This window comes from Rhodovulum visakhapatnamense (genome assembly GCF_004365965.1).
Taxonomy (GTDB): domain Bacteria; phylum Pseudomonadota; class Alphaproteobacteria; order Rhodobacterales; family Rhodobacteraceae; genus Rhodovulum; species Rhodovulum visakhapatnamense.
In genome coordinates this window covers 1-14,500 of sequence record NZ_SOEB01000015.1, presented here as the reverse complement: position 1 = coordinate 14,500, position 14,500 = coordinate 1, and the positions used below count along the sequence as shown (strand labels likewise).

The 14,500-nt window shown below is 70.4% G+C and carries 8 protein-coding genes and 1 pseudogene; 7 read left to right on the top strand and 2 right to left on the bottom strand.

Going from position 1 to position 14,500, the window contains the following annotated elements:
- Positions 1-5: 5 nt before the first annotated feature.
- Both betB and betA read left to right on the top strand, forming a co-directional pair.
- Positions 6-1,463, top strand: a complete 1,458-nt coding sequence (gene betB / locus EV657_RS13605) for a betaine-aldehyde dehydrogenase (RefSeq protein WP_134078423.1) — start codon at positions 6-8, stop codon at positions 1,461-1,463.
- Complete coding sequence (gene betA / locus EV657_RS13600) at positions 1,463-3,118, top strand: choline dehydrogenase (protein ID WP_134078315.1); 1,656 nt, start codon at positions 1,463-1,465, stop codon at positions 3,116-3,118. Before betB ends, betA begins: the two co-directional genes overlap by 1 nt.
- Here the strand turns inward: betA and EV657_RS13595 are convergent.
- The gene (locus tag EV657_RS13595; RefSeq protein WP_166673709.1) at positions 3,087-4,754 is read right to left on the bottom strand and encodes an FAD/NAD(P)-binding protein; all 1,668 of its coding nucleotides are present in this window, start codon (positions 4,752-4,754) and stop codon (positions 3,087-3,089) included. The two genes, betA and EV657_RS13595, sit on opposite strands and share 32 nt — an antisense overlap.
- A gap of 219 nt (positions 4,755-4,973) precedes the next feature.
- On the opposite strand from EV657_RS13595, the gene EV657_RS13590 reads away from it, so the two are divergent.
- The 5 genes from EV657_RS13590 (at position 4,974) to EV657_RS13570 (ending at position 13,677) form a co-directional block, all read left to right on the top strand.
- Positions 4,974-6,821, top strand: a complete 1,848-nt coding sequence (locus EV657_RS13590) for a c-type cytochrome (RefSeq protein ID WP_166673708.1) — start codon at positions 4,974-4,976, stop codon at positions 6,819-6,821.
- Between the two features lie 138 nt (positions 6,822-6,959).
- Positions 6,960-8,597, top strand: coding sequence for an MFS transporter (locus EV657_RS13585; RefSeq protein WP_113670426.1), 1,638 nt, complete (start codon positions 6,960-6,962; stop codon positions 8,595-8,597).
- Positions 8,598-8,753: 156 nt separating this feature from the next.
- Positions 8,754-9,824, top strand: a complete 1,071-nt coding sequence (locus EV657_RS13580; RefSeq protein ID WP_113670336.1) for an HlyD family secretion protein — start codon at positions 8,754-8,756, stop codon at positions 9,822-9,824.
- A gap of 3 nt (positions 9,825-9,827) precedes the next feature.
- Entirely contained in the window at positions 9,828-12,554 is a 2,727-nt protein-coding gene (gene rbbA / locus EV657_RS13575; RefSeq protein WP_134078309.1) for a ribosome-associated ATPase/putative transporter RbbA, read from the top strand.
- A gap of 4 nt (positions 12,555-12,558) precedes the next feature.
- Positions 12,559-13,677, top strand: coding sequence for an ABC transporter permease (locus EV657_RS13570; protein WP_113670334.1), 1,119 nt, complete (start codon positions 12,559-12,561; stop codon positions 13,675-13,677).
- Between the two features lie 622 nt (positions 13,678-14,299).
- On the opposite strand, the pseudogene EV657_RS21900 reads toward EV657_RS13570, so the two are convergent.
- Positions 14,300-14,500: pseudogene (locus EV657_RS21900) on the bottom strand (hypothetical protein); the annotation flags it as partial.

The window sequence follows — 14,500 nt, the reverse complement described above, 5'->3', positions numbered from 1 at the left end:
TGACGATGATCTATGAGACCCAACCCACCGCCAGCCACTATGTGGACGGTGCCTATCTCGAAGATACCGACGGCACGCCGATCCCGGTGATCTATGCTGCGACCGGAGCGCGGATCGCGACCGTTCATGCGGCGACGCCCGCCGTGATCGACAGGGCGCTGACCGCCGCCGCGCGCGCCCAGACCGATTGGGCCCGCCTTTCGGGGCGCGAGCGCGGCCGCGTGCTCATCCGCGCCGCCCAGATCCTGCGCGAGCGGAACCGCGAGATGTCGGTTCTGGAAACCTGCGACACCGGCAAGCCCCTGCAGGAGACGCTGATCGCCGATGCCGCATCGGCCGCCGACGCGCTGGAATATTTCGGCGGGCTTGCGGGCAGCCTGACGGGCGAGCATATCCCGCTGGGCGGCGACTGGGCCTATACGATGCGCGAGCCGCTGGGCGTCTGCGTCGGCATCGGCGCCTGGAACTACCCGACCCAGATCGCGGCCTGGAAGGCGGCCCCGGCGCTCGCCTGCGGCAATGCCATGGTCTTCAAGCCGTCCGAGGTGACGCCGCTTTGCGCGCTGAAACTGGCCGAGATCCTGACCGAGGCGGGCGCGCCCGCCGGGCTTTTCAATGTCGTGCAGGGCGCGGGCGAGGCCGGGCAGGCGCTGATTTCCGATCCGCGCGTCGCCAAGGTGTCGCTGACGGGGTCGGTTCCCACGGGGCGGAAGGTCTATGCCGCCGCCGCCGCCGACATGAAACACGTCACGATGGAACTGGGCGGCAAGTCGCCCCTGCTGATCTTCGAGGATGCCGATCTCGACAACGCCGTCAGCGGCGCCATCCTCGCGAATTTCTACTCCTCGGGCCAGATCTGTTCCAACGGCACCCGGGTCTTCGTGCAGAAAAGCGTCAAACAGGCCTTCCTCGCCCGCCTGACCGAACGGCTGAAGGGTGTCGTGATGGGCGACCCGCTGGACGAGGCCACCAATTTCGGCCCGATGGTCAGCGAGGCCCAGATGCGGATCGTCGAGGGCTATATCGCCAAGGGCGTCGAGGAGGGCGCCCGGCTTGTCACCGGGGGCCGCCGCGTCGCGCGCGACGGCTTTTTCCTGGCCCCCACGGTCTTTGCCGATGTCACCGACGGCATGACCATCGCCCGCGAAGAGATCTTCGGCCCGGTGATGGCGGTCCTCGATTTCGAGGACGAGGCCGAGGCCGTCGCGCGCGCCAATGCCACCGAATTCGGTCTTGCGGCGGGGGTCTTCACCCGCGACATCTCGCGGGCGCACCGGGTGATCGGGGCGCTGAAGGCGGGCACCTGCTTCATCAATTCCTACAACGATGCGCCGGTCGAGATGCCCTTCGGCGGCGTCGGGATGTCGGGGGTCGGCCGCGAGAACGCGAAGGCCGCGATCGAACATTACAGCCAGCTCAAATCCGTCTATGTGCGCATGGGCGACGTGGAGGCCCCCTACTGATGCAGGCCGATTACGTCATCGTCGGCGCGGGCAGCGCCGGTTGCGCCATCGCGTACCGTCTCGCCGAGGCCGGAAAGTCGGTTCTGGTGATCGAACATGGCGGGTCCGATGCCGGGCCGCTGATCCGGATGCCGGGCGCGCTCAGCTATCCGATGAACATGCCCCGTTACGACTGGGGCTTCCGGACCGAGCCCGAGCCGCATCTGGGCGGGCGGCGCCTCGCGACCCCGCGCGGCAAGGTGATCGGCGGGTCTTCCTCGATCAACGGCATGGTCTATGTGCGCGGCCATGCCCGCGACTACGATCACTGGCGCGACCAGGGTGCGGCGGGCTGGGGCTATGCGGATGTGCTGCCCTATTTCCGGCGGATGGAAGACTGGCACGCGGGCGGGCATGGCGGCGATCCGGCCTGGCGCGGGCAGGGCGGGCCGCTGCATGTCACCCGGGGGCGGCGCGACAACCCGCTGGTGCAGGCCTTCGTCGAGGCCGGGCGGCAGGCGGGCTATCCCGTGACCGACGACTATAACGGCCACCAGCAGGAGGGCTTCGGCCCCTATGACATGACCGTCTGGAAGGGCGAGCGCTGGTCCGCCGCGCGCGCCTATCTGCGGCCTGCGCTGAAGCGGCCCAATTGCGATCTGATCCGGGGGTTTGCCCGCCGCGTCGTCATCGAGAACGGCCGCGCCACGGGCGTCGAGATCGACCGCGACGGCTTTACGGAAGTCGTCCGCGCCGGGGCCGAGGTGATCCTGGCAGCGTCCTCGATCAATTCGCCGAAGCTGCTGATGCTGTCGGGCATCGGCCCGGCCGCGCATCTGGCGGACCATGGCATCGGGGTCGTGGCCGACCGTCCAGGCGTGGGGCAGAACCTGCAGGACCATCTTGAACTCTATCTGCAGATGGCGGCCAGCCAGCCGATCAGTCTTTTCAAGTACTGGAACCTTCCCGGCAAGGCCTGGGTGGGGCTGCAATGGCTCTTGACCAGGGGCGGCCCCGGCGCGTCGAACCAGTTCGAAAGCGCGGCCTTCCTGCGGTCGGGCGAAGGCGTCGACTATCCCGACATCCAGTATCATTTCCTGCCGATCGCGGTGCGTTATGACGGGCAGGCGGCGGCCGAGGGGCATGGATTTCAGGCCCATGTCGGCCCGATGCGCAGCCCCTCGCGCGGCGCGGTCACGCTGCGCTCGGCCAACCCGAACGAGCCGCCGAAGATCCTGTTCAACTACATGAGCCACGAGAAGGACTGGGCCGATTTCCGGACCTGCATCCGGCTCACGCGCGAGATCTTCGCGCAGGAGGCCTTCGCGCCCTTCGTCAGCCACGAGATCCAGCCCGGCGCCGCGGTGCAGTCCGACGACGCGCTGAACGGGTTCATCCGCGAGCATGTCGAAAGCGCCTATCATCCCTGCGGCACCGCCCGGATGGGCGCCCGGGACGATCCGATGGCGGTGGTCGATCCCGACCTCCGGGTGATCGGGGTCGAGGGGCTGAGGCTGGCCGACAGCTCGGTCTTTCCGCGCATCCCGAACGGCAATCTGAATGCGCCCTCGATCATGGTGGGCGAGAAGGCGGCAGATCACATCCTCGGCCGCCGCCTGCCCGCCGACACTCGCGGCCCCTGGATCAACCCGGACTGGCGGCAGGCGCAGCGCTGAGCGCTGCACGGGTCAACACGCCCTCGGCCCAGCGGTCGGCCGAGGCGCCGAAACAGTCATGGATCGAGTCGACCGCGATCACGCTGCCCAGCGCGGCCCGGCCCAGCAGCGCCAGCCCCGGCTGCACCCGCCCGTCGGCCCCGATCACCTGGCCGTCGGGGCGGATGCGCGCCCCCTGACCCTTGGCCACCGGCACGATCCGGCCTTCGTCCCGCAGCGCGGCGATGACCGGCGCCTCGATGCCCTGAAGGGCGGGCGAAGGCAGCACCGCGTCGACCATAACATCGGCCCGGGCGCCCTCGTCCCCCTCGACCAGTTGCCAGCCGCTGTCGGTCAGCAGGATGTCGGGGTCGTCCACAATGCGCAAATCGACGATCCCGGTCTCGATCAGGATCGCAAGCTCTTCAATCGTGGCAGCGGGCGGCCCGTAGGAATAGCGTTTCAGCCCCTCGTCGAAGCCGATCAGCGCCTCGGCCGTTCCCGGCGCGGCCGAGCCCGGGTTCACGCCCCGGCGCAGCGCATTCTGCCAGTGCCGCCAGATCTGCCCGATGGCATAGCCCGGCGCGGGCGGGCGGGTCCCGCGCGCCATGGCAAGCCCGTCCCGCAAGGGCACGGTCGGGTCCGGGTCCTCCTGCGAGGCCGGGGCGCTGCGTTCTGCGGTCAGCCACTCTTCGACGCCACCGGGCCCTGCGCCGGTGGCCGCCAGCACCCGCCGGGCGGCCCGTGCGAGCGGGGTGCACAGGGTGACCAGCGCGGCCTCGGGCGGCTGGGCCAGGGCCCGGCTCAAGGCCGCCTCGAAGGCGCGGGTCTCGGCGGGCAGGGGGGCCATGCGCGCGTCGATGGCTTCGCTCGCCGGTTTCGGCCAGGGCGGCAAGCCGTTCAGCGAAAAGGGCAGGAGGCGCGCGGGCTCGCGGCCCGAGGCGATGTACCGGCCGTCCTCGAACCGGCCGCCGAGGCCCAGCGTCAGAAGCCGCACCGCATCCAGCGTCGAGAGCCCGAGCCCGCGAAGCGCCACTGCCTTGCCGGCCCAGCCCTCGGCGGCCTCGAGCAGGCGGTCGGCAGGATAGGCAGGCAGAAGCTCGGCGCCGCAGCGCCGGGCATGGTCCTGCCAGCGTGCCAGTTGCGGGTCGGGCCGGGTGGCGGGCTGGCCGGGCGCCAGCAGCACCTCGTCATAGGGGCCGAAACGTGCCCCCGCGCCGTCAAGCCGCCAGCCCGCCTCGCTGGCCTCGATCCGGCGGATGGCGGTTTCATGGCGGGTCAGCGCGGTGCCCTCGGGCAGGCTGGCCGTCAGCGCGCGGAACCGCGCCGCCATATAGGCGCCAAGCTCGGCCCGGGCCGGAAACCGCTCGCCATCGGGGGGCGACATCAGCCAGGCGGCGAAAGACGCGATCCGGCGCGGAACTGGCGCGGGCGGGTCGATGTCGATGGCCCGGATCGGGATGTTCAGAAGCATCAAGGGGCTTTGGCCGGGATCGAAATTCGGCCCGGCGCCGGGCCAGGGGCCGGGTTCGAAGACGTCGATGGCGACGGGTGTACCAGTGTCGGCCAGCCGCGCGGCCAGTGCTTCCAGCGCCCCCAGACCGCGCGGTCCGAGACCGATGATGGCAAGGCGCAGCGGAGGGTTCTGGTGGGGCATGGCGGGGCGATGTGCGGTGGGGGCGATCTGCGGGTCCATTGCGGGACAAGCCCGAAGGGGGCGATCCGGTTCCCGGCGTCGGCGCGCGGAGAGGTCGCAGGCCCCCCATCCGGGCGCAAATCCGGAGGGCGCAAGGTCGGACGGAACCCGGGCGGCGCGCTTGCGTTGTCGGGCTGGCACCCGCCGGGGTCGGCGGGGCCGCTGAGAGGAGACCCGCCCTTGTCCCGTCCGCGCCTGACCCGCCCCCGCCTTCTGATCGGACTCGGCGCTGTTGCCGTGGTGCTGGTTCTGGGGGCCGCCGCGGTCCTCAAGGCCGGGCTGGTCCCCGTCTCGGCCCGCCCGCCCCATGCCGCCGCCACCGCCGCCCTGCTGCATGAGACCTTTCGCGCCTCGGTCGAACGAAGCGCCCGCCAGCTGACCGAGGCGGGTCTGGACGTGCCCGATCTGGACGATCCCGGGCTGATCGCGCTGGGCGCGCAGCACTACGACCAGGTCTGTTCCTCCTGCCATGGCGGCCCGGGGCTGGGGCAAAGCCCGGTCGCGCTGTCGATGCGGCCCCGCCCGCAAAGCCTGCCCGCCGTGGTGGGCGAATTTTCCGAGACCGAGCTTTACGTGATCCTGCGCGACGGGGTCCGCTTCACCGCGATGCCAAGCTGGCCCGCCGATGGCAATTTCGGCGAGATCTGGGCGGTGGTCGCCTTTCTGCGCCAGTTGCCCGGCATGACGCCCGATGCCTATCACGACGCCACCGAGGCCTCCCGGGGGGCCGCAGAGGCCGCACTGCCCGCGATGGCCTGGGACCGCCGGGGCGCGGCGATGGAACTGAAGCTGCATGCCCGCGCCGATCCGCTCGCAGACTATCTGTATTCCGCGCCCTCGACCGGCTGGCGCCCGATCGGGCTGGGCGACACGCCTTTGCGCTATTGCGTGGCCTGCCACGGAACCGACGGCACCGGCGCGCCAACCGGCGGGCAGGCGCCCAACCTGGCCATTCTCGATGCCGACACCATCGCCGCGCGGTTGCGCGACTATGCCAGCGGCGCCCGTCAAAGCGGGATCATGGCGACCGTGGCCACCAGCCTGTCGGGGCCGCAGATCGACGCGCTGGCCGAGCATTTCGCGGGGCTTCCCGACCGGACCCTTGGCGTGCCGCCCTCGGCCGGCACCGAGGCCGATGCCGAACGCGGGACGGCGCTTGTGCGGAATGGCGACTTTGCCCGGGCGCTGCCCGCCTGCGGTCTTTGCCACGGAACCGGCACCGAAAAGGCCGGGCTGGGCGTGCCGCGGCTGGCCGGGCAGGGGGCTGCCTTCCTGAAACGTCGTCTCGACGGGTTCGCTTCCGGGCGGGGGCCCGACCGCGACGGCTGGAACCCGATGCCCGCCATCGCCCGCGCGCTGAGCCCCGCCGACCGCAGCGCCGTCGCGGCCTATCTGGCCGGGCTGCCGGCCGGCGATCCGCTGTCGCCCGATGCCGCCGCGGCCCCGGGGCTCGAACAGGCGACCGAAACGGCGATTGCCCAGGCCCAGAGCTGCACCGCCTGCCACGATCCCGGGCCTGCCCTGGGCGCCGACCGGGATCTGTCGCCCAATCTGACCCTGCAAGCGCCCGCCTATATCGCCCATCAGATGGCCCTGTTCGATTCCGGACTGCGGCCGGTCACGACGATGCAACAGGCCGCCCACGAACTGACCGAGGCCGAGGTCGGGGCGCTGGCTGCAGTCTTCGGAACTGCCCGCGCCAGCCCCTCGGGGTCCGACCCCGAGCGCCGTCCGCCGCCTGACTATCAGCTGGCCGAGGCAGGAGCTCTGGCGCGCGACGGCGATCCGGGCCGAGGGGTCCCCGCCTGCCTCAGCTGTCACGGCGCGGCACCGACCGGGGCGATCGGGCTGATCCCGCGGCTCGACGGGCAGCGCGCCGGGTATCTGCAGGATCGGCTGGACTATTTTGCCGAAGGGAAGGCGCCCGAGGTGCTGGCGCCGATGACCGGGATCGCCGCGCGTCTGACCGACAGCGAGCGCGCGGCGCTGGCCGACTGGTTCGCGGCGCGCCCGCCGCTGGAAAAGTAGCGCCTTTGGTGCCGGGTCCGGCCGCGCCCCGCCACACCGGCAGGGACCGGCCGCAGGGGGGCGGACCGTTCCGGGCTTCCTTGCCGGTTGGCGACTGCGACCTATCCCTTTGAGATCGACCGTCCCGAAAGCCGCCCCGTGCCCGACCCAGTTCCCGTCCGCCCCTCGTCGCTCGCGCCGTTCCGCAAGGCGACTTTCCGCAATCTGTGGCTGGCCTCCAACGTGTCGAATTTCGGGGGGCTGGTGCAGACGGTCGGCGCAGGCTGGATGATGACCGAACTGACCCATTCGCCGGTCATGGTGGCGATGGTGCAGGCCTCGAACACCCTGCCGATCATGCTGGTCTCGCTGATCGCCGGGGCGCTGGCGGACAATTTCAACCGCCGCCGCATCATGCTGGGCGCGCAGACCTTCATGCTGGTCGTCTCGGCGGCCCTGGCGGCGGCGGCCTTCGCCGGCGGGCTGACCCCCTGGCTGCTTCTGGGGTTCACCTTCCTGATCGGCTTCGGAATGGCGCTTTACAACCCGTCCTGGCAGGCCTCGGTCGGCGATATCGTGCCGCGCTCTGATCTTCCGGCGGCGGTCGCGCTGAACAGCATGGGGTTCAACCTGATGCGCAGCGTGGGCCCGGCCGTCGGCGGGCTGATCGTCGCCGCGGGCGGCGCGGCGGCGGCCTTCGCGGTGAATGCCGCAAGCTATCTGCCGCTCTGGCTGTCGCTTTATCTCTGGCGCCCGGCCCTGCCCGAGCGGCGGCTGCCGCGCGAGGCGCTGGGACCGGCGGTGGCGGCGGGGCTGCGCTATGTCTCGATGTCGCCGGTGCTTTTGCGCGTTCTGTTTCGCGGATTTCTGTTCGGGGTGGCGGCGGTCGGGCTGCTGGCGCTTTTGCCCATCGTCGCGCGCGACATGCTGGGCGGGGGCGCCTTCGCCTATGGCCTGCTGCTGGGCTGTTTCGGCGCGGGCGCCATCGGCGGCGCGGTCTCGGGGGCGCGACTGCGCGACCGCTTTGCCAATGAAACCATCGTCCGGGCGGGCTTTCTGGGCTTCGGGGCGGCGCTGGTGGGGCTGTCTCTGTCGCGCGATCTCTGGATCTCGGGGCTGTTGCTTCTGCCTGCGGGCGCCTCCTGGGTGCTGTCGCTGTCGCTGTTCAACGTGTCGGTGCAGCTTTCGACCCCGCGCTGGGTGGTCGGACGGGCGCTGTCGCTTTACCAGACCTGCACCTTCGGCGGCATGGCGACGGGCAGTTTCCTCTGGGGGCATGTGGCGGGCCGGGCGGGCCTGGCCGAGGCGCTGTGGGCGGCGGCTGCGGTGCTGGTTCTGGGCGCGCTGGTGGGGCTGCGCCTGCCGCTGCCGAATTTCGGCACGGACGATCTGGCGCCGCTGGGCCGCTTTGTCGAGCCGCGGCTGGGCGTCGATCTGCGCGCCCGCTCGGGGCCGATCGCGATCACCGTCGAATACGATATAGCGCCCGAGGACGTGACCGCGTTTCTGGCCGCGATGACCGAACGGCGCCGGATCCGCATTCGCGACGGCGCCCGGCAATGGGTGCTGCTGAGGGATCTCGAACGCCCGACGGTCTGGGCCGAAAGCTATCACGTCGCGACCTGGGCCGAATACCTGCGCCATCACGAACGCCGCACCATGGCCGATGCCGAGGTGACCGATCGTCTGCGGGCGCTCAATCGGGGGGCGGGCAAGCCGCGCGTCCGCCGGATGATCGAGCGGCAGACCGTGCCGCTGAGGGACGACCTGCCGCTGAAGCCCGACGACATGGTCTGAGGGCGGGCCGCAACCGGCCGCAAGGTGATCCCTTGCCCCCGGCCGCCCGCCATGCGACACCACCCTGAAAGGCGACATGCGGCCGGTGCCGCCCGTGCCTGTGGGCCCCTTGCGTCCACCCGTCCGGGCCAGCGGCGGCCGCGCGAAGGTGACCCCATGACCGACAGACCGATCTTCCCCCGATTTCCGAGACGGTGCGCCCGCAGGGGCGCGGTCCTGCTGGCGGTGGGGCTGAGCCTCGCGCTGCCGCCCGGCGCCCGACCGGCCCTGGCAGATGGCGGGTTCGCGGCCTTCTGGCAGGGGCTTTTCGGCGGCGACGACACGCAGGGGATCGCCAGTTCGAACGGCCGGATCGAGGCGCAAAGCGTCGAGGTCGCGACCAAATATGCAGGCCGGATCGCCGAGGTTCTGGTCGATGAGGGCAGCACCGTCGAGGCGGGACAGGTGATCGCCCGGATCGACGACCGCGACGCCCAGGCCCAGCTTTTGGGGGCGAAGGCGGCGGTGCTGCGCGCAGAGGCCGCAAGGGAAGTGGCAAAGGCCAGCGTCATGCAGGCGCAAAGCGCGCTGGACGTTGCGCGGACCAATCGCGACCGGGTGGCGCGGCTGCATGAGGACGGTCATGCCAGCGACAGCAGCTTCGACGATGCGCGCAACGCCCTGACCTCGGCCGAGGCGACGCTGGCCTCGGCCCGGGCGCAGGTCAGCGATGCCGAGGCGCTGATCGCCTCGAGCAATGCCGAGGTCGAACGCCTGCAGATCGCGCTGGACGATCTGACGATCCTCGCCCCGATCCGCGGCCGGGTGCTTTACCGGCTGCACGAGCCGGGCGAGGTGGTGGCCGCGGGCACGCCGGTCGTCACCCTGCTGGACCTGACCGATGTCTACATGAACATCTACCTGCCCGCGCCGGTCGTCGGCTTGATTTCGGCCAATGACGAGGCGCGGCTGATCCTCGACCCGATCCCCGATTACATCGTGCCGGCGCGGGTCACCTTCGTCTCGCCCGAAAGCCAGTTCACGCCGAAAAGCGTGGAAACCCTGTCCGAGCGCGAGGATCTGGTGTTCCGGGTCAAGCTGACCATCCCGCGCGAGCTGCTGGTGAAGTTCGAGGACAAGGTCAAGACAGGCGTTCGCGGGCAAGGATTCGTGCGCACGGATCCTGACCGGCCCTGGCCCGAGACCCTTCAGGTCCCCGAAAGCCTTCAGGCCAACGTGCCGGACTAGGCCATGGCGCCGGTGTTCCCCCCTCCGTCCGGCCCGCAGCGGGCGGCCGCAGAGATCGCCGGGCTGACCCACCGCTATGGCGGCAAGGCGGCGCTGGACGGTATCGAGCTGACCGTGCCCCCGGGGTGCATGGCCGGGCTGATCGGCCCCGACGGGGTCGGCAAGTCGACGCTTCTGGGGCTGATCGCCGGGGTCCGGCGCCTGCAGGAGGGGCGGGTTTCGACCCTTGGCCGCGACATGGCCGACCCCGCCGCCCGGCGCGAGATCGCGCCCCGGCTGGCCTACATGCCGCAGGGTTTGGGGCGGAACCTCTACCCCACGCTGTCGGTCCGCGAGACTCTCGATTTCTTCGGCCGTCTCTTCGGGCAGGGTGCGGCCGACCGCGCCCGCCGGATCGACATGCTGCTGGAGGCAACCGGGCTTGCGCCCTTTCCCGACCGTCCGGCGGGCAAGCTCTCGGGCGGGATGAAGCAAAAGCTGAGCCTCTGTTCGGCGCTGATCCACGATCCCGAATTGCTGATCCTCGACGAGCCCACGACCGGGGTCGACCCGCTGTCGCGGCGCCAGTTCTGGGACCTGATCGACCGGGTGCGCGCCGGCATGCCGGGGATGAGCGTGCTGGTCGCGACCGCCTATATGGAAGAGGCCGACCGGTTCGACTGGCTCGCGGCGATGGATGCGGGCCGGGTGATCGCCTCGGGCAGCCCGGCCGAGCTGAAGGCCCGGGCCGGGGCCGCGACGCTCGAGGAGGCCTTCGTGCGGCTGCTGCCAGACCGCCCGGCCGCCCCGCCGCTGGTGATCCGTCCGCAGAACGCAAGCCGGGGCCGCACCGCCATCGAGGCCCGCCACCTGACCCGGCGCTTCGGCGATTTCACCGCCGTCGATGACGTCAGCTTTACCATTCCCGAGGGAGAGATCTTCGGCTTTCTCGGGTCGAACGGCTGCGGCAAGTCCACCACGATGAAGATGCTGACCGGGCTTCTTGATCCAAGCGAGGGCGAGGCCGAACTTTTCGGCCAGCCGCTGCGCGCCTCGGATATCGAAAGCCGGATGCGCATCGGCTACATGTCCCAGGGCTTCTCGCTGTATTCCGAGCTGACGGTCCGGCAGAACCTCGCGCTGCATGCCGATCTTTATCACCTGCCGCGCGACCGGCGTCAGGCGCGGGTCGACGAGGTGCTGGACGAATTCGACCTGGCGCCGCTGGCCGACCGCATGCCCTGGGACCTGCCTCTGGGCCAGCGCCAGCGGCTGCAGCTGGCCGTGGCGGTGCTGCACGACCCGCAGGTGCTGATCCTCGACGAGCCGACCTCGGGGGTCGATCCGGTGGCCCGCGACGGGTTCTGGCACAAGCTTCTGTCGCTGTCGCGCGACAAGGGCGTGACGATCTTCGTCTCGACCCATTTCATGAACGAGGCCGAACGCTGCGACCGGATCTCGCTGATGCATGCGGGCCGCGTGCTGGAGGTGGGCGCCCCCGCCGAGATCGTGGCCCGGCACGGGGCCGACAGCCTCGAGTCGGCGTTCATCTCGTGCCTCGAGGCCGAGCTGCCGCCCGACCCGGCCCCGGCCGCCGAGCCCGCGGCCCTTCCCGTGGCGGGGGCGTCCGGGACCGCGCCGCGGCTTGCCGGGATGACCCGGCTCTGGGCGCAGTGCTGGCGCGAGACGCTGGAACTGACGCGCGATCCGATCCGGGTCTTCTTCGCCCTCGCGGGGCCGGTGATCCTGCTGCTGACCATGGGCTACGGCATCTCCTTCGATGTCGACCGGCTGAGCTTTGCCGTCCACGATCAGGACCGCACCCCCGACAGCCGCGCGCTGGCCGACCAGTTCACCGCGATCCGGCAATTCGCGGAAACCCCGCCGCTGACCGGCATCGCGGACCTTCGCGCCCGGATGGGGCGGGGCGATCTGGCGGTGGCGCTGGACATTCCCGACGGCTTCGGCCGCGACCTGACCCGGGGCGACCGGCCCGAGGTTTCGGTCTGGATCGACGGGGCGATGCCGTTCCGGGCCGAAACCGCGCGCAGCTATGCGCTGGGCGTGCTGTCGGATTACGCCGCCGCGTCGGGCGCGGGGCAAGCCGGTGTCAATATCGAGACCCGCTTTCTCTTCAACCAGTCCTTCAAGAGCGCCCATGCCATGGTGCCCTCGATGATGATGGTGATCCTGATGCTGATCCCGTCGATCATGTCGGCGATCAGCGTGGTGCGCGAGAAGGAAACCGGCACCATCGCCAATTTTCGCGCGACCCCGGTCGCGCGCGCCGAATTCCTGCTGGGCAAGCAGCTGCCCTATCTGGCCATCGCCTGGGTCAGCTTCTGGATGCTCTTCGCGGTCGGGCGCGGCGTCTTCGGGGTGCCCTTCACCGGCAGTCTCGGGGCGCTGGCGGCGGTGTCCTTCCTGTATGTCTTCGCCACCACGGGCTTCGGGCAGCTGATTTCGTCCTTCACCCGAAGCCAGGTCGCGGCGGTCTTCGCCACGGCCGTTCTGGCGATCATTCCGACGGTGAATTTCTCGGGCCTGATCCTGCCGGTCTCGTCGCTCGACCCGATGGGACGGGCGGTGGGGCAGGGCTTTCCCTCGGCCTGGTATCAGCAGGTGACCTCGGGCACCTTCCTCAAGGGCTTCGGCTGGGCCGAGGTCGCGCCATCGGCGGCGGTTCTGGCGGCGTTCTGTCTGGCCTATGTGGCGCTCGCGATCCTCGGATTGCGCAAGCAGGAGGCGTGATCTCATGCGGAGCCTGCTGAACACCCTGCGTCTGACCCTGAAAGAACTGAGCGCGATCCGTCGCGACCGGGTCATGGTGGTCTTGATCATCTATGTCTTCACCGCGGCGACCTGGCTGGTGTCGAACGCGGCCTCGACCGAGATCCGCGATCTGGCGGTGGCCGTGGTCGACGAGGATCGCAGCCCGCTGTCGCACCGGCTGACCGACGCGATCCGGCCGCCGCTTTTCGCCGAACCGGAAGTGCTGAGCCCCGCCGAGGCGGCGCGCGCCCAGGACGAGGGCCGCTATGTGCTGGTGCTGTCGATCCCGCCCGGGTTCGAGCGCGATCTGCGTGCGGGGCAGGCGCCCGCGCTGATGGTGCTGGTCGATGCCACCGCCATGGCGCAGGCGGGCAACGGTGCGGCCTTCCTGCAGCGGCTTCTGGCCGACGAACTGCAGCGCTATGCCGATCCCGGCGGCGGCGCCTCGGACCCGGTCGATGTGGTGTTTCGCAACCGCTTCAACCCGAACCTGACCGCAACCTGGTTCACCTCGGTCATGCAACTGATGAACAACGTGACGATCCTGACCCTGATCCTCTCGGGCGCCGCGATGATCCGCGAGCGCGAGCAGGGCACCATCGAGCATGTGCTGGTGATGCCGGTCCGCCCGCACGAAATCGTGCTGTCGAAGATCCTGGCCACCGGTCTGGTTATCCTGCTGGCCTCGATTTCCAGCCTTGTGGCGGTGATCCATTGGGGGCTCGGGGTGCCGGTGACGGACTCGCTGGGGCTCTATGCGCTGGGCGCTGCGGTCTATGCGATCTCGGTGGGCAGCATCGGCCTGTTGCTGGCCACCTTCACGCGCAACATGGGGCAGTTCGGACTTCTGGTCATTCCGGTCATCATCGTCATGCTGCTGCTGTCAGGCGGCATGACGCCGATGGAATCGATGCCCGCATGGATGCAGGTCGCGGTCGGCATCGTCAGCCCGGCGCCGCATTTCGTGGCCTTCGCGCAATCGGTCCTTTACCGCGATGCGGGCCTTGCGCTGGTGACGGGCGAGCTTTTGCGCATGGCGGCGATGGCGGGAGTGGCGCTGGCGGTGGTGCTGGCCCGGTTCCGCAAGGTGCTGGCGGGCTGAGCCCGGTTCGGGTGCGGCCAGAGACGCGATCCGGCTTTCGGCGGGGCCGACCTGCCCGGCCGCCGGGCCCTCAGGACGGAACGTGCAGCGCGCGTCCTCGCGAGGACGGCCGAGGTTCTTTGGGGCGACACCTGGCGCTCGCCGTCCCAGGCCTCAGCCCGTCCTTGCCAGGCAGCCGGAATGCGCAACGACGGCCTTGCCGGAGCTACTCTGTACGGGTCCAGACTGCTTCTGCTTCTGCTTCTGCTTCTGCTTCGGTTGCAGGGCGGGCGGAGCCGGGCCGGGCTCTGTTGCCAGGACCTGCGGCCAGTGTTCCCACGTAGGCCCGACGGGCGGCCGGAGGCCCCCCTGGCTGGAAGGGTTCCGCTGCGTCGAGCCGACCGGTTGGTGGTCTGTCCGCGCGCGACCTTATCCGTTCCGCTTGGGTCCTGTCGGTCAGGCGCAAGGCGGCGAAAAGCGGTACGACCTGCCGCGAGCCCACGAGGCGCCCGGGCCACGTCCCCGGGGCAGGGTTTCGGCCGGATGCCGGTTGAACAGGGGCAACCACCGGGGAATGGGGGCCAGCCTGCGGCGCTGTCCATGCGGCGCTGGCTCGGGCTGTCCGGATGCCGGTTCTGAAGCGTCAGAAGTCTTGCCATCCTGCGTCGTTGACCGCGCGCTTGCGAGGCTCGCCCGCGGCGGGCGCAGCTTCGGGGCGGGCGGAAGGGGCCGGCCGCGCCGCCGGCCGGCCGGGCGCCGCGTTCCGAAGACGGAACCGTGCCACCAGTTGCTGCAGCGTCGATGCCTCCTGCTTGAGCGTGGTGCTGGCCGCGGTCGCCTCCTC